Below are 22,836 nucleotides of genomic sequence, written 5' to 3' on the forward strand. Positions count from 1 at the left end.
GAAGCCGCGGCATCCGGTGGCTCCGGTTTGCAGGCGGCGAGCAGCGCTAACGCAAGGATCAGTGGGATCTTCCTGGCGAGCATCAATGTGCATCCATTGCGGAGGGCGGCGAAAGTCTACTCCAGCCCGGCGATGTGTCCAGTCGTCACGCCGCACCTGGCGGTGCCTGTTTCCTGCTGGGCGTAGAGCCTCCGGGCAGGGGACGGGAGGCGTTTTCACGTCCGCATCCCCGTTGTTGCCTTACCCATCTGCTGAAACGTCAGAGTTGCCGGGTGGCCCGCGTGCTTAGGCCAGCGGCGTATTGGAGATAATCTCCACCCAGTAGCCGTCCGGGTCCTTGATGAAGGCCAGGTGCTTCATGCGGCCGTCTTCCAGACGCTTCTGGTAGGGCACGTTGAGGGTGTCGAAGCGGGCGCAGGCGGCGTGGATGTCGGGCACCGAGATGCAGATGTGGCCGAAGCCGCGCGGCTCGCTATTGCCGTCGTGGTAGACCGGGCCGTCCTGGGTTTCGGTGCCGTGGTTGTGGGTGAGTTCCAGCACGCCGGGGATGCCTGCCATCCACAGGCGACGCTCTGCATCGTCGTCGGGGATTGAAGTGTTTTCAGGCAGTAAGGCCAGAAAGTACAGGCTGAACTTTGCATCGGCAAAATCGCGTGCATCGAGCAGGCGGAAGCCCAGCACGCGCGTGTAGAAATCCAGCGAATGCTGTGCATCCTTGACGCGCAGCATGGTGTGGTTGAACACGAAACCGCCGGTCTCGGCGGGCGCGGCGCTGGCGCCGGGAACGTGTTGCAGATCGGTCAAAGGCATTGCGGTCTCCTCGATGGAATGGGGGAGCAGGTCTGGCTGCGTTGGACGCCGATAGTAGCGAGGCAATGGTTGTCGGTATGTCTGCATTGCGAGAAATCGGTGATCTGGCCGTTATGCTTCTTTCGCTCATCGCGGCTGTTCTTTAGGTGATCGCTGTAAGCAGACTTCCTTGCCCTCTTAGAGGGTGTTGCATGGACCCGAACGATCAGGTCCATGCACGCACAGCCGCCGTCTCAGAACCAGATGCGCACGCCGGCAACGAACCGGCTGTCGCGCGCCGGTTCGTCTTCGATCGTGGCGCCTCGGGCGGTATCGCCGAAGCTACGGCTGTGTACCCAGCCGATGTACGGCGCGAAGCGGCGGGTGATTTCGTAGCGCAGCCGTAGGCCGAACTCGGCCTGTTCCAATCCGCTGTCGATGTCGCGCCGGTCATCGTCGGTCAGCGCGATGCTGGCTTCCACGCGCGGTTGCAGGATCAGCCGGTTGGTCAGCAGTACGTCGTACTCGCCTTCCAGTCGCAGTGCCGCGCTGCCGCCGCTGCCGATGTAGAGCGTGGCTTCGGTTTCGAATTTATAGGGCGCCAGTCCCTGCACGCCGAAGGCGGCCCAGCTGCGATGCGCGCCCGCGCCGATGTCCTGACGTGCGCCGACCAGCAGGTCCCACCATGGCGAGATGGCATGGCCATAGAACGCCTCCAACGATGCGTCCTGCGTGCGCCCATCCTGCCGCTCGCCTTCGCTGCGCAGCCAGAGCCGGTCGATGTCGCCGCCGATCCAGGCGCGTGCTTCCCAGTCCTGACCACTGCCGCGGTCGGTGTCGAAGGCTTCCAGCCGATCGAGCAACACGTAATGATTGATGCCTGCCGCGTGCATTGCGTGGCTTTTTAAGGGTGCGAAGGCTGAAACGATGTCTTCGGTTGTGAGTTGGGGAATCGGCTCGCGTGGTAGTGCGGCGTTATTGGGTGATGCAGACGTTTGCGTGACGGCTTTGGTATGCAGATCGTGATCCATCTTCGTGTGATCCATGGACTCGTGCTGCATCGATCCGTGCTGCATCGACACGTGATTCACTGCCCCATGGTCCATGTCTGTGTGCGACATGTGGGTGTGGTCCATCTGTGGAATCGGAGATGTCTCGTGTGCGGCATGCTGCATTCCTGCGTGTTGCATCGATGCATGCGATGCCGGAACGTCAGCTGGCACAGGTTGCTGTTCTGGCATGCTGTCAGTAGCGTCTTCCGGTGACGATGCATCGCTTGAGTGCTGCGCGTGCTGCATATGCGCATGATCCATCTGCATCGTATCAGCGCTCTCCTGCGCGGATGGCGGCGATGCCTCTGTCGCGATGGACGTCTGCGGCTGGGTAGCCGTCGCCTGTTCGGCCATCGGCATCGCATGCGCGCCATCGGCATGTGCAGATGCATCCATCGCCGCATGCACATGCTCCTGCGCACCGGCCGATGTGCTTATCAACAGCGCGAGCACCAACACGTGTTGCGTACGAAGCGTACTCATGCCTCCACCCGCACTTCTCGCATCATGCCTGCTTCCATGTGGTACAGCAGATGGCAGTGATAGGCCCAGCGGCCGAGCGCGTCGGCACGCACGCGATAGCTGCGGCGCGTGCCGGGCGGCATGTCGATGGTGTGCTTGCGCACCTGGAAATTGCCATCGGCGTCTTCCAGATCGCTCCACATGCCGTGCAAATGGATGGGGTGCTGCATCATGGTGTCGTTGACCAGCACGATGCGCAGCCGCTCGCCGTACTGCAGCCGCAAGGGCTCTGCCGAAGCAAAGCCGACGCCGTCGAAGGACCAGGCGAACTTTTCCATATGGCCGGTGAGATGCAGCTCGATCTCGCGGCCGGGCTCGCGTCCATCCGGATCGTCGAACACGCTGTGCAGGTCGGCGTAGCACAGCACGCGGCGGCCGTTGTCGCGCAGGCCAACGCCGGGATCGTCCAGGCGCGGCGCAGTGGCATTGCTACGCATGTCGATCAGCGGGTTGCGGTCTTCGCTGGCAGGGTGGTGTGGCGTCTTGTCATCTGTATTCGCTTGGGTATCGCCATGCGTATGCATGTCGTGCGTCGCATGCGCCGCCTGCATCCCGGCGGCGCCGTGCATTGGGGGAGCGTCATGCGCCATGCCATCGCCATGCCCCATATCCTGCATGGTCAAAATTGCACGCGGATCCAACGCCGGAATCGGTGCCTGCAGCCCCTGCCGCACCGCCAGCGTGCCGCAAGCGAATCCGGTGCGGCCCATGTCCTGTGCGAACAACGTAAATGCATCCTGCCCGATGGGTTCAACGATCACGTCGAAGGTTTCGGCCGCAGCGATACGCAGCTCGTCGACGCTGACCGGATGCACGTACTGGCCATCGGCAGCCACCACGGTCATCCGCAGGCCGGGGATGCGGATGTCGAAGTAGGTCATCGACGAGCCGTTGATGAAACGCAGCAGCACCTTCTCGCCGGGCTTGAACATGCCGGTCCAGTTGCCGGCCGGGGCGACGCCATTGAGCAGGTAGGTGTAGGTATTGGCGTTGACATCGGACAGGTCGGTCGGAGTCATGCGCATGCGCCCCCACATACCGCGATCTGCCAGCGTTGCGCGCAAGCCATCGTCACGCGCATCGCGTAGGAAATCGCCCACCGTGCGCTGCGCGTAATTGTCGTGGCTGGGCATCTGCTTGAGCCGGCGGAACAGCGCGGCCGGCTCCAGATCGGTCCAGTCAGAGAGCAACACGACATGCTCGCGATCGTGCCGATAAGGCGGCGGTGTCAGCGGGTCGATGACGATCGCGCCATACAGCCCGGCCTGCTCCTGAAACATCGAATGGCTGTGGTACCAGTAGGTGCCGGATTGGCGCAGCGCGAAGCGGTAGTGATACTCCTGGCCCGGCGCGATGCCGTTAAAGCTCATCCCCGGCACGCCATCCATGTTGGCCGGCAGCAACAGGCCGTGCCAGTGCACCGAGGTAGGTTGGTCGGCCAGCGCGTTGCGTACGCGCACGCTCACCATGTCGCCCTCGCGCCAGCGCAGCGTGGGCGCCGGCAGGCTTTGATTGACGGTGACGGCGCTGCGCGTGCGCCCGGTGAAGTTGATCGGCATGCGGCCGATCTGCAGCGACTGGCTGCTTCCGCGCAACACAGGCGTCGCCGGGTTCGCGGCACGCGCATCGCTGCGCCACAGGCCGGCGCTTGCGGCAACACCGCCCAGGGCGATGCCCTGCACGAAGCGGCGTCGGCTCAGGCTGCCGTTGGAGGGTGGATCGAAAGAAGTGGGATCGAAAGACATGACATCTCCGCTGCGGCCCACCGAGGAGGGCGGGCGCATCGCATCGCTTAGAAACCCCGCGCAGCAAGCACGCGGGCCCGATGACGGCCAAGGCCGTCAGCGCTCAGGCGATGGGAGGTCGAACCGGTTGCTCGGGCAACGGGCTGCTGCGTCCTTCGGCCAGGTTGGCCGGCAACGCCGAGTGACCGAGCAGACCTGCGGGCACCGCAGGCAGGGTCAGCAAGGCGAGGCTGCAGTGCTGCAGGCAGTCGCAGCTACCCAGCTTGCAGCAATCGGCTGCGTGCGCATGCTTGGCGTTGTCGTGGGTAGGCACGGCGGCAGTCGGCTGCATGTCGGCATGGCACGGCATTGCGGCCGGCATGGAAGCCTGCGCAGCTGACGCAGCCGGCGCCATCGCACCCGAGGCCATCGCCGGCATCGCCATGCCCACCGACGCCCACGCGCCGGTGGCCGTATTGGCAACCAGGCACAGGCACAGCAGCAGGCGGAGCAGGCAACGCAGCACAGGCGGTCAGGGCAGGCGAACAGGTGCGATGAGCATAGCATCGGCTCCCAGCTGTCCGCCCGATGACCCGCCGGCCGTGTCCGCGTGCCTGGCAGCGGTAGAATCGGGGCTTCCTTCGCCGCACAGTCCTGCCATGTCGCAGCGCCAGTGGGTGGCCGCCGCCATCCAGAAGATCGAAGCCGATTTCAACCGTTCGGCCGACACCCACCTGATTCCGATGGACCTGCCGGGTTTTCCGGGCATCGACCTGTATTTCAAGGACGAGTCCAGCCACCCCACCGGCAGCCTCAAGCATCGGCTGGCGCGCTCGCTGTTCCTGTACGCGCTGACCAACGGCTGGCTGCGTGCGGGGCGGCCGGTGATCGAGGCCTCCAGTGGCTCGACTGCGATTTCCGAAGCGTATTTCGCACGTTTGCTGGGTGTGCCCTTCATCGCGGTGATGCCGGCCTCGACCTCGCCCGAAAAGATCGCCGCTATTCAGTTTCATGGCGGCCGCTGCCATCTGGTCGAGCGTGCCTGCGATCTGGACAGCGCCTCGCATGAGCTCGCCCGCGAGACCGGCGGGCACTTCATGGACCAGTTCACCTACGCCGAGCGCGCCACCGACTGGCGCGCCAACAACAACATCGCCGAGTCGATCTTCAAGCAACTGGCCGACGAACCGCACCCGATTCCCGAGTGGATCGTGTGCAGCCCCGGCACCGGCGGCACCAGCGCCACGTTGGGCCGCTATGTGCGCTACCGGCGCCACGCCACCCGCATCCTGTGCGTGGACCCGGAGGTGTCGGTGTTCTTCGACGGTTATTGCCGCGCGGTGGACGGGCAGTGCCCCAAGGAGCTGGCCATCACCGGCGGCTCGCGCATCGAGGGCATCGGCCGCCCGCGGGTGGAGTCCAGCTTCATCGCCAGCTGCGTGGACATGATGATCAAGGTGCCCGATGCCTTGAGCCTGGCGGCGATGCGCCACGTCAGCGCCACGCTCGGCCGCCGCGTCGGCGGCTCCACCGGCACCAATTTCGTCGGTGTGCTGCAGGCCGCCCAGCGCATGCGCGAGGCAGGCCGCACCGGCTCCATCGTCACCATCCTGTGCGATGCCGGCGAGCGTTACGCGCACAGCTATTACGACCCGGCCTGGTACGTGGCGCACACCATCGACGTCACCGATAGCGATGCGGCCATTGCCATCGCAGTCAACGGCGGCGACTTGCCCACGTTGCCTTGTGCGGCGCTGGAATGACCGCCATATCCTAGAAGCTGCCATCAACACCGCCGCGCCTCGCGACGTTTTGCTAGCCACTTTTGTTGATTCTTGATCCAGTCACCCGTCATCCAGTCCACCGCCGGAGCGCTCCATGACCAACCCGCTGCTCGACCTGTCCGGACTGCCGTCCTTCGATGCGATCCGCCCCGAACACGTGGGCCCGGCAATCGATCGCCTGCTGGCCGAGGCCGAGGCCGCGGTGAAAACGGCCGAACAGGTCAGCCCGGTCAGCTGGGACAGCTTCGTGGTGCCGCTGGACGATGCCACCGAGCGGTTGTGGCGCGCGTGGGGGCAGGTGGGCCATCTGCAGGCGGTGGTCAACACGCCGGAACTGCGCGAGGCCTACAACAGCAATCTGCCCAAGTTAAGCCGCTTCGGCAGCGCGCTGGCGCAGAACCTGGCGTTGTACGCGCAATACAAGGCGCTCGCGGAATCACCGGAAGCGGCGCACTACGACGCGGCACGTCGCAAGGTGCTGGAAAACGCGCTGCGCGATTTCCGCCTCGGCGGTGCCGAGCTGGATGACGCGTCCAAGGCGCGCTTTGCGCAAGTACAGGAAGAGTTGTCTGCGTTGGCGGCCAAGTTTTCGCAGAACGTGCTCGATGCCACTGATGCATGGTCGTACGTGAGCGAAGACGAAAGCGAGCTGTCCGGCCTGCCTGCCGAAGTGGTCGCCGCCGCACGCGCTGCTGCCGAAAAAGACGGCATGCCCGGATGGAAACTCACCTTGCAGATGCCGTGCTATCTGCCGGTGCAAACCGATGCGGACCATCGCGAACTGCGCGCGCGGCTGTATCGCGCCAATGCCGAGCGCGCCTCCGAATTCGGCGATGCTGCGCTGGACAACAGCGCCAATATCGAGCGGATTCTCGCGCTACGCGCCGAGCTGGCGCAGCTGCTCGGGTTTGCCAGCTATGCGGAGTATTCGGTCGCCACCAAGATGGCGCAGAGCCCGGATGAAGTGATGGGCTTTCTGCGCGATCTGGCGGTGCGCGCCAAGCCGTATGCGCAACGCGACCGTGCCGAACTCGAAGCCTTCGCACGCGACGAACTTGGCCTGGACGAACTGCAGGCCTGGGACCTGGCCTACGCCAGCGAAAAGCTCAAGCAGGCGCGCTACAGCTTCTCCGAGCAGGAAGTGAAACAGTATTTCACCGAGCCAAAAGTGCTGGCCGGCCTGTTCGATGTCATCCACAGCCTGTACGGGCTCACCGTCAAGCCCGATAGCGCGCCGGTCTGGCATGAGGATGTGCGTTTCTATCGATTGGAAGACGCGCAGGGCGAGCTGGTCGGGCATTTCTATCTGGATCTGTACGCACGCGAAGGCAAGCGCGGCGGTGCGTGGATGGACGATTGCCGCAATCGCCGCGACACCGCCAACGGCGTGCAGACACCGCTGGTGTACCTGGTGTGCAACTTCGGCCGCGGCAGTGGCGATGCGCCGGCCACGTTCCGGCATGGCGAAGTCACCACGCTGTTCCATGAAATGGGCCACGGCCTGCATCAGTTGCTCACGCGTATCGGCGAGCTGGGTGTGGCCGGCATCAATGGCGTGGAATGGGATGCGGTGGAGCTGCCGAGCCAGTTCATGGAGAACTTCTGCTGGGAATGGGAGCGCGTGCAGGCGATGACCGCGCATGTGCGCACCGGCGAGCCGCTGCCACGCAATCTGTTCGATCGGCTGCTGGCCGCACGCAATTTCCAGAGCGGCATGTTCACCGTGCGCCAGCTGGAATTTGCGTTGTTCGACATGCAGCTGCACAGCAGCTTCGACCCGGTGCAGGACAGCGTGTTGCAGCTGATCGAGCGCGTGCGCGACGAGGTGGCGGTCAATCGCCCGCCGGCGTGGAATCGTTTCCCGCATCAGTTCAGCCACATCTTCGCGGGCGGGTATGCGGCCGGTTACTACAGCTACAAATGGGCCGAAGTGCTCAGCGCCGATGCCTACGCCGCCTTCGAAGAAGCACCCGAGCAGGTTGCCGATACCGGCGCGCGCTTCCGGCACGAAGTATTGTCGCGTGGCGGCAGCCGCAGCGCGGCCGACAATTTCCGTGCCTTCCGTGGGCGTGCGCCGAGCATCGATGCATTGCTGCGGCATAACGGCATGGCGGGCTGATCGCGGGCTTTTTTAGTCAGGTCTCCCTGCTTTTCTAAAGCGTCCCCTCCGGTGCAGTGCAACGCATTCGGAAGCGACGCCTCGGCGAGCGCAAAAAGCTGATCGAAGCAGTGCACTGGACATCGTGTGTCCTTGAGTTCGAGCGCGTCCCATCGTGCTGCAGGACCAGGCACCCGCTCGCTCAGGTGCCTTCTACATCCTCAGGATGCTGCAAGTCGCGGCACTGGGCATGGCGTTCGCCCACCTGCGCCAGTGCGCCAGGAAATCCCAGGGCATAGGCATCCAGGTCGATCCAGGCAGGGTTGAGCGTCTCCACCAACTGCCGCCGCCAGGCATGCGGCCAGGCGCGAAGTTGCGTGGCGCGGGCCTTGGCAGCTGCCAGATCGGTGCAGGCCTCGAACCACACCAGCAGCAGCGGCATCACGTGCTCCCTGGGCAAGCTGGCTTCCTGCTGCACGATGATGCGCCGGCGCGTGTCGCTGATCGCGCCCAGACCACTTGCCACGTCGATGTAAAACGCTTCCCGCCGCGCATGCGCCAGCAGGTAAACCACCGATGGGCCATGAAACAAGCTATCCCAGTCGGCATGCTCAAGCGCTGCGAATTCCGATCTCACCGGAGAGCTTGTGTCAGCCATCTTCGCTACCTCCATCTTCGCCATGCACCATGGGCCAACCCGAGCGCGACCGTCGCGATGTTGGCATAGTGCAATTGCAGGCTAGCAAAGACGCGGCGATCTCGCTCGATACGTATTGGGATGCGCATTATCGCGGCCGTGCCTGGACCGAGCAGAGCGAGCGTGCGTACTGGCGCAAGTATCGGCCCGGCATGCCGCCGATTGCTTGCCGATGCGTGCCGTGCAGATGCCGAACAGGTCACGCGATCCTGTTCAGCTTCCGCCACGCCATCAATCGTCACACCCGGCCGAACACCAATGCCCCGTTGGTACCGCCGAAGCCGAAGCTGTTGGACATCACCGTGTTCAACGTTGCGGCACGCGTTTCACGCAGGATCGGGAAGCCTTCCGCGCGCGGGTCGAGCTCATCGATATGCGCCGAGCCGGCCATGAAGCCATCGCGCAGCATCAGCAGGCTGTAGATCGCCTCGTGCACGCTGGCCGCGCCCAACGAATGGCCGGACAGCGCCTTGGTCGAGGACAGCGGCGGTACGTTGTCGCCGAACACCTCGCGCACCGCGCCCAGTTCGGTGACATCTCCCAGTGGGGTGGAGGTGCCGTGGGTGTTGAGATAATCGATCGGCTGGCTGAGGCCTTGCATCGCCATGTGCATGCAGCGCACCGCGCCTTCGCCGCTGGGCGCGACCATGTCGGCGCCATCGGAGGTCACGCCATAGCCCAGCAGTTCGGCATGGATGCGTGCGCCGCGCGCGATGGCGTGGTCGTAGTCTTCCAGCACCAGCATGCCGCCGCCGCTACCGATGACAAAACCATCGCGCTGCGCATCGTACGGGCGCGAGGCAACCGCAGGACGATCGTTGAAGCCAGTCGACAACGCGCCCATCGCATCGAACATCACGCTCATGGTCCAGTGCAATTCTTCGCCGCCGCCGGCGAACATCACATCCTGCGCGCCATGCCGGATCAGATCGGCGGCCACGCCGATGCAATGCGCCGACGTGGCGCAGGCGGCAGACAGCGAATAACTCAGGCCGCGAATCTTGAATGCAGTGGCCAACGACGCAGACACTGCCGAACACATCGTGCGCGGCACCATGTACGGGCCCACCTTGCGCACGCCACGGTTGCGCAGCAGGTCGGCGGTTTCCACCTGCCACTGGCTGGACCCACCACCGGAGCCGGCGATCACCCCGGTACGCAGTGCGCTGACCTGTTCGGCACTCAGGCCCGCATCGGCAATCGCATCGCGCATCGCAAGATACGCGTACGCCGAGGCATCGCCCATGAAGCGCTTGAGCTTGCGGTCGATCAGGCTGTCCAGATCCAGCGCCACCGCGCCGCCCACCTGGCTGCGCAGGCCGGCTTCGGCGTGATCGGGCAACGCGGTGATGCCCGAGCGGCTCTCGCGCAGTGCAGTGGAGACGGTGTCCAGATCATTGCCCAGGCACGAATTGATGCCCATTCCGGTGACGACGACACGGCGCATCAGAAATTCTCCGTTGAAGTGAACATGCCTACGCGCAGGTCTTTGGCAGTGTAGATCTCGCGCCCGTCCACCAGCATGCGCGCGTCGGTCTGCGCCATCACCAGCTTGCGGTTGATCACGCGGCTGATATCGATCTCGTAGCTCACCAGGGTGGCGCTCGGCAGCACCTGGCCGGTGAACTTGACCTCGCCGCAACCCAGCGCGCGGCCACGGCCCGGCGCGCCGATCCAGGTGAGGAAGAAGCCGGTCAGCTGCCACATCGCGTCCAGGCCCAGGCAGCCAGGCATCACCGGGTCGTCGATGAAGTGGCAGCCGAAGAACCACAGGTCCGGGCGCACGTCGAGTTCTGCGCGGATCACGCCCTTGCCGTGTGCACCGCCGGTGTCGTTGATCTCGGTGATGCGGTCGAACATCAGCATCGGGTCGTTGGGCAGGCGGGCACTGTCGGGTCCGAACAATTCCCCACGCGCGCTGGCCAGCAATTGGTCACGCGAGTACGCACTTTGACGAGTCATGACGAACGTTTCCTGCAAGGAGCGATAAGGCGAAGCCGGCAAGGGTGCATGAGGGCGCGCGGTTCAATCAAACGTTTTATCCGTACGCATGCGTGCTGTGTTCAACCGGTTGCGCAGTGCGGCAAGCGGTCTGTGCAGGCCGAATCAAGGCGTGAGACGCGGCTGATTTATCATGTGTATTCAACACTTGGAGAGATGCCAGCTTGATGCGCAAGATCGTGCACGTGGACATGGATGCGTTCTACGCGTCCGTGGAGCAACGTGACGATCCATCGCTGCGCGGCAAGCCGGTGGTGGTGGCCTGGCGCGGTGCGCGCTCGGTGGTGTGCGCAGCCTCGTACGAGGCGCGTACCTATGGCATTCGTTCGGCCATGCCGGCGATGCGTGCCGAGCGTCTATGCCCGGATGCGGTGTTCGTGCCGCCGGATTTTGCGCGTTACAAGGCGGTGTCGCGGCAGGTGCGCGAGATCTTCCATCGGCATACCGATCTGGTCGAGCCGCTATCGCTGGACGAAGCCTATCTGGATGTCACGCAAGCCAAGACCGGCATGCAACTGGCCACCGAAATCGCGCAACTGATCCGCACCCAGATCCGTGAGGAAACCCGGCTCACCGCATCGGCGGGCATCGCGCCGAACAAATTCCTGGCCAAGATCGCCTCGGACTGGCGCAAGCCCGACGGGCAGTTCGTCATCGCGCCCAGTCGTGTGGATGCCTTCCTGCTGCCGCTGCCGGTCAATCGCATTCCCGGCGTGGGCAAGGTGATGGATGGCAAGTTGGCCGCGTTGGGGATTGTTACCGTCAGCGATCTGCGGCTGCGCCCCCTGGAAGAATTGCAGGCGCATTTCGGCAGCTTCGGGCAGAGCCTGTATCGCCGCGCGCGTGGCATCGACGAGCGCCCGGTTGAGCCGGATCAGGAGGTGCAGTCGGTGTCCTCGGAAGACACCTTCAGCGAAGATATCGCGCTGGAGGCATTGGATCCGCACATCCTGCGCCTGGCCGAAAAAACCTGGCTCGCCACGCGGCGCACCGAGCGTATCGGGCGCACGGTGGTGCTGAAATTGAAGACCTCGAACTTTCGCATTCTGACCCGCTCGTACACGCCGGAGCAGCCACCGGCCTCACTTGAGGCACTGGCAGAGATTGCATTGGCGCTGACCCGGCGCGTGGAGTTGCCCGCCGACACGCGATATCGGTTGGTCGGTGTGGGCTTGAGCGGTTTCAGCGATGCGGAAGAGGGCGCGGTGCAGGGCGAGTTGTTCGGCGATGTACCGCAGGCGCAGTGAGTGCAACGCGTCATGTCTGCAGCGTTTCGCCTTAGCGTATGGCATACGACGATGACCGCAGCCGCGTCTGCATCGGCGTCTGCATCGACGCAGCATCGACACTTCGCATCGCGTCACGGTGACGCGCTCTGAATCCTGCACTTCGTACACTGCGCCTCGCCCCCCCACACAAGGCCGTCCGCATGTATCCGTATCCACTGGTGATTTTCGACCTGGATGGCACGCTGGTGGACAGCGCACCGAATATCGCCGAAGCGCTCAATGCCACCTTGCAGGAGCTTGGGCTGCAGCAGTTCAGCGAGGCGACGATCCGCAGCTGGATCGGCGAAGGGGTGCACGTGCTGCTTGCCACCGCGTTGCGCGAAGCCGGCGGCACGCACGATGCCGATACCGAAATGCCGGTGATGATGCGGCACTACGAAGCCTGCCTGCTGCACAACCCGCAGCTGTATCCCGGTGTTGCCGAGGCGTTGGCCGGCTTGCGCGAGGCCGGCGCCACGCTGGCGTTGTGCACCAACAAGCCGTCGCGTTTTATCGCGCCGTTGCTGGAACATCTGGGCATCGCGGCGCATTTCAGCACGGTGCTCGGTGGCGATTCGCTGCCGCAGCGCAAGCCCGATCCAGCGCCGCTGCTGCATCTGGCCAACCACTTCCGGCACACCCCGCAGCAGTGCCTGATGGTGGGCGATTCGGCCACCGATGCGGCCGCCGCAAATGCGGCTGCAATGCCGTTGGCGATGGTGCGCTACGGCTATCTGCGCGGCTTCGATGTACAGACATCCGGCGCGGTGGCCATTGTCGATGACATGCGCGAACTGCTTGCGTTGAAGTAGCGCGCAGCAGCGCCGCCGCAGACCTGCGATTTGAGAATGAGTCGCATCTGTGTAGAATGCGCGGACAATCTTGACTGCGTTGTAGCGCCTTGCACGTACCCAGTGCACGTTGCACGCATCACCCCCACCGTGTCACCTCAAGCCGTCGCCAGAGGTCCATCTCCTGTCGAGAGGTTTGAGAATGTCCGCATCACGCCGGTCATGGATGTCTGTGCCTGCACGCCGTCCCGTGTTGTCCCACCGTCAGCTGGTGCTGGCCATTGTCCTCGGTTGTAGCAGCTGCATTTGCAGCGCATCTGCCGAAGACGCCGCAGCCGATCCGCAATCGCTGGACACCGTGCACGTCACTGCCGCACAGATCGCCCGGCAAGCGTTGGGTTCGTCGGTGATCACGGCCGAAGACATCGAGCGGCGCCCGCCGGTCAACGATCTCTCGCAGTTGCTGCGCACCATGCCGGGCGTCAATCTCACCGGCAACAGTGCCTCTGGCCAGTACGGCAACAACCGCCAGATCGATCTGCGCGGTATGGGCCCGGAGAACACGCTGATTCTGGTCGATGGCAAGCCGGTGGGATCGCGCGATGCCGTGCGCATGGGCCGCAGCGGCGAGCGCAATACGCGTGGCGACACCAACTGGGTGCCGGCCGAAGCGGTGGAGCGCATCGAAGTGCTGCGCGGCCCGGCCGCGGCACGCTATGGTTCAGGTGCCTCCGGTGGCGTGGTCAACATCATCACCAAGAAGCCGACCGGCGATCTGACCGGCTCGATGACGGTGTTCGGTCTTGTGCCGCAGCACAGTGCCGAAGGCGGCGGCCAGCGTGCCGGCTTCCAGCTCAGCGGCCCGCTGTCCGACACCTTCTCGTTCCGTCTCTACGGCAACTTCAACAAAACCGATCCGGATTCGCTGGATCTCAATCGTCGCTTCGCCAGCAACGCTGCCGCAGTGCCGCCGGCCGGGCGCGAGGGCGTGCGCAACAAGGACATCAACGGCCTGCTGCGCTGGGATCCGATGGAAGGCCAGGTGGTCGAACTCGATGCCGGTTTCAGCCGTCAGGGCAATCTGTACGCGGGCGATCGCGCGGTCAGCGCCGACGGCCTGGCCGGCGCGGATCTCAACGCCTTGTTCGGCAGCGAAACCAACACCATGATCCGCCGCACCGCATCGCTGACCCATCGCGGCACCTGGGCGCTGGGCACCTCGCGCCTCACTGCCGCTTACGAAGGCACCGACAATACCCGTCTCAACGAAGGCCTGGCCGGCGGGCCGGAAGGCTCCATCGCTGCCAGCCTGCTCAACTCCACCGCCACACTCGATAACCTCAACATCGACGGCGAGTTCAACATGCCGTTGCAGGCGTGGGCCGAACAGGTGCTCACGCTGGGCTTCGAGCGCCGCCAGAGCCGCCTCAGCGATGCGTATTCGATGTCGCAGGCTGTCACCGCCGGCGGTGGCTTCCCCGGCCTTGCCGCGGGCGCACGCAGCCCGCGCAGCGAAGCCACGCTCAGCGCGGTGTATCTGGAAGACAACATCTACGCCACCGAGCGGCTGACGCTCACGCCGGGCTTGCGGCTGGATCACCACAGCCAGTTCGGCAACAACCTCAGCCCCAGCCTCAACGTGCAGTACAAACTCACCGACGACTGGCTGCTCAAGGGCGGCATCGCGCGCGCGTTCAAGGCGCCAAACCTGTACCAGTCCAACGCCAATTATCTGTATTACACGCGCGGCAATGGCTGCCCGGTGCTGTTCCCCAATCTCGGCTCGGGCTGCTATATCCAGGGCAACGACAATCTCGATCCGGAGACCAGCATCAACAAGGAGATCGGCATCGAGTGGGCACCGCAGGGCGGTCACCACGCCTCGCTGACGTACTTCCATAACGCCTACGACGACAAGATCGTCGCCGGTATGACGCCGGTCAATATCACCGTCGACAGACGTGGGCAGGTGTTCCAGTGGACCAACGCATCGGAAGCGATCGTGCAGGGCGTGGAAGGCAATCTCACGTTGCCGCTGCTGGGCGAGCAGGGCCGCGAGCTGAAGTGGAACACCAATGTCACCTACATGATCGAGAACAAGAACACCGCCACCGATCAGCCGTTGTCGGTGATCCCGGAATACACCGTCAATACCACGCTGGATTGGCAACCGACCCAGGCGCTGTCGCTGCTGCTCACCGGCACCTTCTACGGCAAGCAGGAATCGGCCACTCAATCGAGCACCAGCGGCGGCGCCATCGCCCCCGACTCGCGCGACCCCTACGATCTGTGGGGCATCAGTGCGCGTTACCGCATCACCAGCAAGATCAGCGTGGGGATGGGCGTGGACAACCTGTTCGACACGCGCCTGTTCCGCGAAGGCACCAACAACACCGGCGGTGCGGCGGGTGCGGCCACCTACAACGAGCCGGGGCGCGCGTATTGGGCGAGCTTGAGTTTCGGCTTCTAAATGGCGATGCAGCGCCGCGTACAAACGTGCGCGGCGCATGAGGAGAGCGTGCAGTGATGCGACATCATCGTTGGCGGCTTGCGTGTGCCGGTGCGCTGATGTGGATCGTCGGCATGACGCCATTGTTCGCACAGCCGGATCTGACCCGCACGCTTGGCAGCACCGTCGCCGAGCGTCCCAGCGCCTCGTATGTCTTCAGCGCGTTGCGTCTGGACTCGGCCGATGCCCAACGCCATTACCGCGTACGGATTGCCACACCCAAGGCAGCGCCGCCCGCTGCGGGATATCCGGTGGTGTATCTGCTGGATGGCAATGCGGCATTGATGGAACTGGATGAGCGCCTGCTCGACAGCCTGTCCACGCACGGCGTTGCACCGGTGCTGGTGTTCATCGCCGACGACAGTGCGCTGCGCATCGATGCGGTGGGGCGCAGTCTGGATTACACGCCTGCGCGTTTTACCGATGGCCGTGTGGAAACCGATCCGCTGAATCCGCAGCGCAGGACCGGCGGCGCGGCCGCATTCGCGCAACTGATCGCCACACGCATTCGCCCGCAGGTGGAAACGCGCGTGTCGGTGGATCGTCAGCGGCAAACGCTATGGGGGCATTCGTATGGCGGGCTGTTCGTGCTGCAGGTGTTGTTGACGCAGCCGCAGCTGTTTCAACACTACGTCGCGGTCGATCCGTCGCTGTGGTGGGGCGATGGGTTTATCGTCCAGCAGGCGCGGCGCGTGGTGGATCACGCACAAGCAGCTTCTGCAGACACGCAGCCATCGAAGCGTCGTCTGACGCTGATGGCAGGAGAGGGCAGGCCACCGGGACAAGCTGCAGCACCAGATCGCCCCGGGCGGCCGCGTGCAGACCCACACGCTGCACAGAATCTCGTCACGCTGTTGTCGTCGTTACCCGGCCTCACCGCCGAGTACCAACCGCTACCCGGCCTTAGCCATGGTCAGACGCTGGGTGCATCGCTTGCGCCAACGTTACGGGATGCAGCGACGCGTTGATGACGCCATCGAGTAATCGATCGAAGATCGATCGCTCGAGAAATCAATAATCACGCCGCTTCCGATCGCATCACCATCGCCACGTGCACGCAGCTGCTACTGCCCGGCACAGATGCTCAATCGTCGTGCGTCTCGCCTGTTGCCGCATCGTCATCGGCTGCCTCACGCATGTCGCCATGCGTATCGTCGTTATCGGCGCGCGCGTAGTGCACGGTCTCCACCGGCCCACCCACCGCGCGTCCACGCACCGGCAGCAACGCGCTGGCCGCTTCGTACTCGGCCAGCAAGGCATGCCGCCGCGCTTCGGGCACCTCCTGCCAATGGCAGTCCGTCAACGCGCCTTCCAGCGAATACAGCAGATTGAGGCTGGGCTTGAAGCCGGCGCGGCGCACTTTGACGAACGCGCCCACCGCGCCCACCGCCTGCAGATCCTCCTGCGTGCGCAGGCCGACCTGACGCAGCCACGCCGCACTCTTCGGGCCGATGTTGCGCAGCCGTTCGGTGGTCACGTCAGCGCGCCGACAAAGACTTGCGCAATGGCTTCCAGGCCGCGCTGGTCGTCGGCATCGAAGCGATCCAGCTCCGGGCTGTCCAGATCCAGTACGCCGATCAGCGCATCGCCCTTGACCAGCGGAATCACCAGCTCCGAGCGCGACGCCGAATCGCAGGCGATATGCCCCGGGAAGGCGTCCACATCGGCAATGCGCTGGCTTTGCCGGGTGCTGGCGGCCGCGCCGCACACGCCCTTGTCCAGCGGGATGCGCACGCAGGCCGGCAAGCCCTGAAACGGCCCCACCACCAGCTCGCGGCCGTCGTAAAAGTAGAAGCCGGCCCAGTTGAGCGATGGCAACGCGTTGAAGATCAGCGCGGCCAGGTTGGCCGCATTGGCGATCCGATCCGGCTCGCCATGCACCAGTGCCTGGGCCTGGGCGGTGAGCTGGGCGTATTGTTCCGGCTTGCTGCCGGTCAGCGAAGAAGTTGCGAACATGGTCGAAGTCTAGCAGCGGCCATCCGCAGGGTCGTTGCGACTCAGCGTTCCGTTTGGATCTGCACGCTATGCTGCGCGCCCTCACTGCAACCGCGGCGTGGCCGCAGGAACCAAACGCATGCAGCTTTCGGCGTTCTATGTCACCGGCACCGACACCGGCATCGGCAAGACCATGGGCAGCACCGCTTTGCTGCACGCATTGCGCGCACGCGGGCACACCGCCGTTGGCATGAAGCCCATCGCCAGCGGCTGCGAGCAAACCGCGCACGGCTGGCGCAACGAGGACGCCCTGGCGCTGCAGGCCGCCAGCGACCCGCAACCCGACTACGCCACCCTCAATCCCTATGCCTTGCCGGCCCCGCTGGCGCCGGAGCTGGCCGCCGCCGATGTCGGCGTCACCCTGTCGCTGGAGCCGATCGCCCGCGCCTTCGCGCAATTGCGCACACAGGCCGAGGTGGTGGTGGTCGAAGGCGTCGGCGGCTGGGCCGCGCCGCTGAGCGCCGATCTGGACCAGGCCGATCTGGTCCGCGCGCTCAAGCTGCCCGTTGTGCTGGTGGTCGGCGTGCGGCTGGGCTGCATCAATCACGCGCGCCTGACTGCCGCCGCCATCGCCGCCGATGGCCTGGACTGCATCGGCTGGATCGCCAACGAAATCGATCCGCAGATGGAGCGCATCGAAGAGAACATCGGCATGCTACGCCAGCGCCTGACGATGCCGTGCTGGGGCCGGATCGCATGGCGTCCGGGTGCCGACGCTGCAACCCAGGCCAAGGGGCTGCAGCTGCCGCAGTGAGGTGGGGGCAATCAGGCGGGTAGCTACCTCAGGATGGCGAGAGAGAGCACGCCATCACAAGAAATGTGTTTCGTTTATTTCGGATATCCGGCATTTCGTTTATGCTGGACCCCGTTTCCGTTGCACCAGCGTGCTCACATGTCGAACATTGCTCCGTCCAAGATGGTCCTGCCTGTCGAGCGCGAGGTCGCCGCTGCAGTGCAAGGCCAACGCGCCTTGGCGACCTACCTTGCCACCAGCTTCGAAACCCAGCGCATCCAGATCTTCGACGACCAGAACCAGGCCCATCAGGTGGAATTGCCCACCTCCGCACTGCGCCTGCTGATGGATATCCTAGCCGAGCTCGCTGATGGCAATGCGGTGCAGGTGGTGCCCATCCACGCCGAGTTGACCACCCAGGAAGCTGCCGATCTGCTGAACGTTTCCCGGCCGCATATGGTCAAGTTGATGGAAGAGGGCGCGCTGGCGTTCCACCGCACCGGCAGACATCGCCGAGTGCGTTTTGCCGACCTGATGCAGTTCAAGCGCGAACGTGAGCGCGCCAGTGAGCAGGCCATGCAGGAACTTGCCACGCAGGCCCAGGAGCTGGCGCTGGGATATCAGTGAGGCATTCGCCGTTCACCGCAGTCTACGATGCGTGCGTGCTGTATCCGGCGCCGCTCCGGGACTTGTTGATGTGGCTGGGACTATCGGGCAGGTTCCGTGCGCGCTGGAGCATGCAAATTCACCAGGAATGGAAGCGCAATTTATTGCTCAACCGGCGCGACCTCACAGCAGAGCAGGTGGACCGTACCTCGGCGCTGATGGACCGAGCCATTCCGGATGCCCTGGTGACTGGCCACGAACCGTTGATAGCAGGGCTGCAGCTGCCCGATGCAGATGATCGCCACGTGCTGGCCGCTGCGATCCGCTGCAGCGCCAGTGTGATCGTCACCTTCAACCTGAAAGATTTCCCGTCCGCCACGCTCGCTCCCTTTGGGATCGAGGCGCAGCACCCGGACGAGTTCATTGAGAATCTGTTCGATCTGGACCAGGCGGCCGTTGTCTCTGCCGCTCAACGCCAGCGTGCACAGCTGACCAATCCAGGGATGGAAGTGGAGCGCTATCTGGAGGTGCTGCTACGGCAAGGACTCGTCCAGACCGTTAAAGCGTTGACCATTTACCGCACGGTTCTCTGACAGCCAGGTGGGCATCGCAAAGCGACACCGGCACGAAAAACCGTCGAGAGGCCGCGACTCTGTCTTGGTGACTGCATGGTCCGATGACTTGGGCTAAGCCAGCGATCAGACAATAAAAAAGCCCGACAGAGGGAGGGATCTGTCGGGCCGGATTGCATGGGGGGAGGGACCCATGCAAAGACGCTGAATTTTGGTGGCGGTTACTTGCGCCGGGTGTTGCCTTTGCTTGCAGGTTCGTTGTTGGCGTCGAACTGCTGCTTGGCCAGTTGGCCGAGCGCATCGGAGGCCTTCAAGCCCAGGCCGACCACTTCCTGATTGACAGACGCCAGGCGTTCCAGGTTGTCGCGGGCCAGTTGCAGCCCCTTCGGCCAGAGCGTCTGGTAGGCGCCCAGGTCGCGTGCCTGTGCAAACTCACCGAAGAAGCTGGTGGTCGCGCTCACGTTTTGCTCCAACGTCTTCAGCTGCAAGCCAAACGCGTTTTCTGCGTGTTCCATCGCCAACTGGTTGGCGCGTGCCGCTGCGGAAGCAAAACTGCTGAAGCCGTTTTCGAACTGCGCCGACATTGCGAACCCCTTGGGGAATGCTGTGACCGTTTGTTGCGTTGCAGCATACGCGGATATTGTTGCGATGCAACACGTTTGCTGAAAATTTACAAAACGGCTTCAAGAATCTTTTGGAATCAATGCACTATCCAGGCCGCAGAAACGGCAAAGCCGCCCAGTAGGCGGCCTTGCGTCACACGATTGCGCCAGGTGATCAGCCGCGATAACGGCAGCCGGACGTGCAGGTCTCATGCACCACGATCTCGCTCAACTGCGGCAGCGCCGGCTTGAGCTGCTGCCAGATCCAGATCGCCAGACGCTCGCTGGTCGGGTTCTCCAATCCCTCGATGTCGTTGAGGTAGTGGTGGTCCAGGCGGTCGTAGATCGGCTTGAAGGCGGCCTTGATGTCGCCGAAATCCATGATCCAGCCGGTCTCGGCACCCGGCTCGCCGCTGACATGCAGCTCGATCCGGAAGGAATGCCCGTGCAAGCGGGCGCACTTGTGCCCGGGCGGCACATTGGGAAGCCGATGCGCGGCTTCGAGCGTAAAGACTTTGAAGATATCCATGCGCGCCATTGTAAGTGCGCCAGTGCTTTTCGGGCTGTGCCAATCGCAGCGAGACAGCCCATCTGCGGGCTCTTGAAGACAAGCAGCAGCACGCGTTGTTCTCGTTGTGCTCAATCGCCATACGCAGCGCACGACGTCCGACGCGCGTCTTACCGCGTCTGGCCGCCAGCATGTGTCACAGCGCGTCATATCCGTATGCAGTTATGTAATTTTTGTTAATCAATTGCGCATGGCCCACTGCAAAACCCCCATTCATGGATGCCGTGCGTGAAGCGCCCTACGCCTTACCTGCTGTCCCTTGCCGTTCTCTCGGCGCTGATTCCCCTCGCTCATGCCGACGACGCGACACCCGACACGGGCAAGACCCTGGCCACCGTCAGCGTCACCGGCTCCAACATCAAGCGCACCGACAGCGAAGGCCCGAACCCGGTGCAGGTGATCGACCGCCAGCAGCTGGAGCAGTCCGGCAAGGTCACCGTGGCCGACGCGCTGCGCTCGATCTCCGCCAACACCGGCAATGCCACCAACGAAACCACCAACAACGGGTGGGCCTCGGGCTCGGCGGGTATCGGCCTGCGCGGCCTGTCGCAGAAGAACACCCTGGTGCTGCTCAACGGACGCCGTCTGGCCAATTACGGCTTTCCTGCCAATGGCCTGGGCGACACCTTCGTCAACCTGAACGCGCTGCCGCTGGTGGCGGTGGAACGCATCGAAGTGCTCAAGGACGGCGCCTCTGCCGTGTACGGCTCCGATGCGGTGGCCGGGGTGGTCAACATCATCACCCGGCAGGATTTCCAGGGCGCCGAACTCGGCATCAGCGGCGGTACCTCCGATCAGGGCGGCATGGACACCCAGCGCGCCAAGTTCATCGGCGGCATGGGCGATCTGGACAGCGACGGCTACAACATCCTTTTCAGTTTCGATGCCTACAACCGCGACCGGCTGGATCAGGACCAGCGCGAACTGACCCGCTCGGGCATCTATACCGATCTGCCCGGCGGGCGCTGGAACGGCTGGTCGGCCAAGGGCGCGCGCTATCTGGTCGGCGGCCGATCCGTACCGATGCTGGATGCGCAAGGCAACTGCCCCACCGGCACGGTGCTGACCGCCAGCGCGCCGATCGACGGCCTGGCCGGCGACACCTGCGGCTTCAACCAGGCCCCGTTCACCACGCTGATCCCCTCGACCAAGCGCTATCAGGCTTACACCAACGCCACTTTCCGGCTCAGCGACAATGTCGAAGCCTTCGGCGAGGCGCTCTACAGCGAGGTCAAGGGCGTGTCGATCTTCGGCTCCAGCCCGTACTTCACCCTGGAAGGCGGCCGCTTCGCCTTGAACGCCAGCAGCGGGCTGGCCGAGCCGGTGTCCAACCTGCTGCCGGCCTCCAGTCCGTACAACCCGTACGGCACCGCGGTGCCGATCGAATACACCTTCTTCGATCTGGGCCAGACGGTCAAAACCAATCGCTCGCAGTCCTACCGGTTTCTCGGCGGCGTGCGCGGCAAGACCGAACGCTGGGATTGGGAAGCGGCGGCGTTCGCCGCGCGCAGCACCGAGCACGAAACCGTGTCCGGTGGCTTCGCCAATCGCTTCACGTTGGCGCAGGCGCTGGCCGACGGCAGCTACAACCTGCTCAACCCGTCCGCCACGCCGCAATCGGTGATCGACGGCATCAACCTCAGCACGCTGCGCCCGGCGCAATCGACGTTGCGCGGCGTCGATGCAAAAGTGTCCGGGAATCTGTTCAAGCTGCCGGCCGGCAGCATCGGATTCGCTGCCGGTGCCGAGTGGCGGCAGGAAGAATTGGTCTCGCGTAATCCGCTGCAGATCGATCAAGGCCTGCAGATCCGCCCGGCGATTGCCGCGGTGGACGGCGAGCGTAAGGTGTCGGCGCTGTATGCCGAGGTCAACCTGCCGCTGCTGCAATCGCTGGAACTGCAACTGGCCGGGCGCGGCGATCATTACAGCGATTTCGGCAATGCGTTTTCGCCCAAGGCCAGCCTGCGTTGGCAGCCGCTGGATGCCGTGCTGGTACGCGCCGCGGCCTCGCGTGGCTTCCGCGCACCGTCGCTGTCGGAGAATGCGGCCAGCACCAACATCTCCTATGGCTCGGTGGTCGATCCGTTCGATCCGGACGTTCCGGGCTCGCGCCAGAACCCGACCTTCTTCACCGTCGGCAACACCGAGCTCAATCCAGAGCGCACGCGCAGCTACAACCTTGGCGTGGTGCTGTCGCCGTGGGCCGACACCAGCCTGAGCGTGGACTGGTACAAGATCGAACTGGAGAATCTGGTCGGCACCGGCAACAACGCCACCATCGTGCAGAACAACGACCCGGCCGATGTCATCCGCAACGAGCGCGGCACGCTGGTGGCGGTGTACAACCGTTATCAAAACCTCAGCGAGCTGACCACCTCCGGTATCGATGTCGAATTGCGCCCCCGCGGGGGCCCCCCACCCGCCCGCCACATACGGCTCAAAAAACAATAAAACCACCCACGCTCATATAAAAAAAAAACAACCCCACACACATAAAAAATAAAATATTTTTAATCTTTGTTGTT

The 22,836-nt window shown here is 64.0% G+C and carries 20 protein-coding genes and 2 pseudogenes; 11 read left to right on the plus strand and 11 right to left on the minus strand.

The features are described 5' to 3' along the window. Window positions 1-285: 285 nt before the first annotated feature. From gloA to ABS769_RS09555, 4 genes are all read right to left on the minus strand, one after another. A complete protein-coding gene (gloA, locus tag ABS769_RS09540) occupies window positions 286-810 on the minus strand; it encodes a lactoylglutathione lyase (RefSeq protein WP_317060062.1) in 525 nt (174 codons plus the stop codon). A gap of 233 nt (window positions 811-1,043) precedes the next feature. Further along, the gene (locus ABS769_RS09545) at window positions 1,044-2,108 is read right to left on the minus strand and encodes a copper resistance protein B (protein WP_430544117.1); all 1,065 of its coding nucleotides are present in this window, start codon (window positions 2,106-2,108) and stop codon (window positions 1,044-1,046) included. A 212-nt stretch (window positions 2,109-2,320) separates the two neighbouring features. Beyond that, window positions 2,321-4,129, minus strand: a complete 1,809-nt coding sequence (locus tag ABS769_RS09550) for a copper resistance system multicopper oxidase (protein WP_317060112.1) — start codon at window positions 4,127-4,129, stop codon at window positions 2,321-2,323. Window positions 4,130-4,211: 82 nt separating this feature from the next. Further along, complete coding sequence (locus tag ABS769_RS09555) at window positions 4,212-4,613, minus strand: CopL family metal-binding regulatory protein (RefSeq protein WP_006450448.1); 402 nt, start codon at window positions 4,611-4,613, stop codon at window positions 4,212-4,214. Window positions 4,614-4,746: 133 nt separating this feature from the next. Between ABS769_RS09555 and ABS769_RS09560 the strand changes: the two genes are divergently transcribed. Continuing rightward, window positions 4,747-5,850 carry a PLP-dependent cysteine synthase family protein gene (locus ABS769_RS09560; RefSeq protein ID WP_317060060.1) on the plus strand — a complete coding sequence of 368 codons (1,104 nt, stop codon included), beginning with the start codon at window positions 4,747-4,749 and terminating at the stop codon, window positions 5,848-5,850. 115 nt (window positions 5,851-5,965) lie between these two features. Next, a complete protein-coding gene (locus ABS769_RS09565; protein ID WP_317060059.1) occupies window positions 5,966-7,990 on the plus strand; it encodes a M3 family metallopeptidase in 2,025 nt (674 codons plus the stop codon). A gap of 181 nt (window positions 7,991-8,171) precedes the next feature. Here the strand turns inward: ABS769_RS09565 and ABS769_RS09570 are convergent, their stop codons facing one another. After that, a complete protein-coding gene (locus ABS769_RS09570) occupies window positions 8,172-8,627 on the minus strand; it encodes an endonuclease (RefSeq protein WP_317060058.1) in 456 nt (151 codons plus the stop codon). A 101-nt stretch (window positions 8,628-8,728) separates the two neighbouring features. Between ABS769_RS09570 and ABS769_RS09575 the strand changes: the two are divergent. Continuing rightward, window positions 8,729-8,818 (plus strand): annotated as a pseudogene (locus ABS769_RS09575) (SH3 domain-containing protein); the annotation flags it as partial. An 86-nt stretch (window positions 8,819-8,904) separates the two neighbouring features. Here the strand turns inward: ABS769_RS09575 and fabB are convergent. Next, window positions 8,905-10,113, minus strand: a complete 1,209-nt coding sequence (gene fabB, locus ABS769_RS09580; RefSeq protein ID WP_317060057.1) for a beta-ketoacyl-ACP synthase I — start codon at window positions 10,111-10,113, stop codon at window positions 8,905-8,907. Beyond that, window positions 10,113-10,628, minus strand: a complete 516-nt coding sequence (gene fabA, locus ABS769_RS09585) for a 3-hydroxyacyl-[acyl-carrier-protein] dehydratase FabA (protein WP_317060056.1) — start codon at window positions 10,626-10,628, stop codon at window positions 10,113-10,115. Before fabA ends, fabB begins: the two co-directional genes overlap by 1 nt. A 206-nt stretch (window positions 10,629-10,834) precedes the next feature. Here fabA and dinB point away from each other — a divergent pair, with 206 nt between their 5' ends. The 4 genes from dinB (at window position 10,835) to ABS769_RS09605 (ending at window position 16,203) form a co-directional block, all read left to right on the plus strand. After that, a complete protein-coding gene (gene dinB / locus ABS769_RS09590) occupies window positions 10,835-11,914 on the plus strand; it encodes a DNA polymerase IV (RefSeq protein WP_317060055.1) in 1,080 nt (359 codons plus the stop codon). Window positions 11,915-12,096: 182 nt separating this feature from the next. After that, window positions 12,097-12,747, plus strand: coding sequence for a phosphoglycolate phosphatase (locus tag ABS769_RS09595; RefSeq protein WP_317060054.1), 651 nt, complete (start codon window positions 12,097-12,099; stop codon window positions 12,745-12,747). Between the two features lie 205 nt (window positions 12,748-12,952). Continuing rightward, window positions 12,953-15,196: a TonB-dependent siderophore receptor gene (locus ABS769_RS09600; protein WP_317060052.1), complete on the plus strand. Its 2,244-nt coding sequence runs from the start codon at window positions 12,953-12,955 to the stop codon at window positions 15,194-15,196. A 98-nt stretch (window positions 15,197-15,294) separates the two neighbouring features. Next, the gene (locus ABS769_RS09605) at window positions 15,295-16,203 is read left to right on the plus strand and encodes an alpha/beta hydrolase (protein WP_430544116.1); all 909 of its coding nucleotides are present in this window, start codon (window positions 15,295-15,297) and stop codon (window positions 16,201-16,203) included. Window positions 16,204-16,319: 116 nt separating this feature from the next. On the opposite strand, the gene ABS769_RS09610 is transcribed toward ABS769_RS09605, so the two are convergent. Both ABS769_RS09610 and ABS769_RS09615 read right to left on the minus strand, forming a co-directional pair. Then, the gene (locus ABS769_RS09610; RefSeq protein ID WP_268212806.1) at window positions 16,320-16,712 is read right to left on the minus strand and encodes a TfoX/Sxy family protein; all 393 of its coding nucleotides are present in this window, start codon (window positions 16,710-16,712) and stop codon (window positions 16,320-16,322) included. Beyond that, on the minus strand, window positions 16,709-17,191 hold the full coding sequence (locus tag ABS769_RS09615; RefSeq protein WP_006450459.1) for a GAF domain-containing protein: 483 nt from the start codon (window positions 17,189-17,191) through the stop codon (window positions 16,709-16,711). Before ABS769_RS09615 ends, ABS769_RS09610 begins: the two co-directional genes overlap by 4 nt. A gap of 118 nt (window positions 17,192-17,309) precedes the next feature. On the opposite strand from ABS769_RS09615, the gene bioD reads away from it, so the two are divergent. The 3 genes from bioD (at window position 17,310) to ABS769_RS09630 (ending at window position 19,162) form a co-directional block, all read left to right on the plus strand. Beyond that, on the plus strand, window positions 17,310-17,984 hold the full coding sequence (bioD, locus tag ABS769_RS09620; protein WP_317060049.1) for a dethiobiotin synthase: 675 nt from the start codon (window positions 17,310-17,312) through the stop codon (window positions 17,982-17,984). A 138-nt stretch (window positions 17,985-18,122) separates the two neighbouring features. Beyond that, entirely contained in the window at window positions 18,123-18,590 is a 468-nt protein-coding gene (locus ABS769_RS09625; RefSeq protein WP_317060048.1) for a helix-turn-helix domain-containing protein, read from the plus strand. Next, a complete protein-coding gene (locus ABS769_RS09630) occupies window positions 18,587-19,162 on the plus strand; it encodes a PIN domain-containing protein (RefSeq protein WP_317060046.1) in 576 nt (191 codons plus the stop codon). Before ABS769_RS09625 ends, ABS769_RS09630 begins: the two co-directional genes overlap by 4 nt. A gap of 200 nt (window positions 19,163-19,362) precedes the next feature. Here ABS769_RS09630 and ABS769_RS09635 read toward each other — a convergent pair whose 3' ends face one another. After that, entirely contained in the window at window positions 19,363-19,725 is a 363-nt protein-coding gene (locus tag ABS769_RS09635; protein WP_317060045.1) for a phasin family protein, read from the minus strand. Window positions 19,726-19,918: 193 nt separating this feature from the next. Next, window positions 19,919-20,272, minus strand: a complete 354-nt coding sequence (gene queD, locus ABS769_RS09640; protein ID WP_043888904.1) for a 6-carboxytetrahydropterin synthase QueD — start codon at window positions 20,270-20,272, stop codon at window positions 19,919-19,921. A gap of 267 nt (window positions 20,273-20,539) precedes the next feature. Between queD and ABS769_RS09645 the strand changes: the two are divergent. After that, window positions 20,540-22,717, plus strand: a pseudogene (locus tag ABS769_RS09645) (TonB-dependent receptor plug domain-containing protein); the annotation flags it as partial. Between the last annotated feature and the right edge of the window lie 119 nt (window positions 22,718-22,836).

The sequence above is a fragment of the Xanthomonas hortorum genome (genome assembly GCF_040279205.1).
Classification (GTDB): domain Bacteria; phylum Pseudomonadota; class Gammaproteobacteria; order Xanthomonadales; family Xanthomonadaceae; genus Xanthomonas; species Xanthomonas hortorum_F.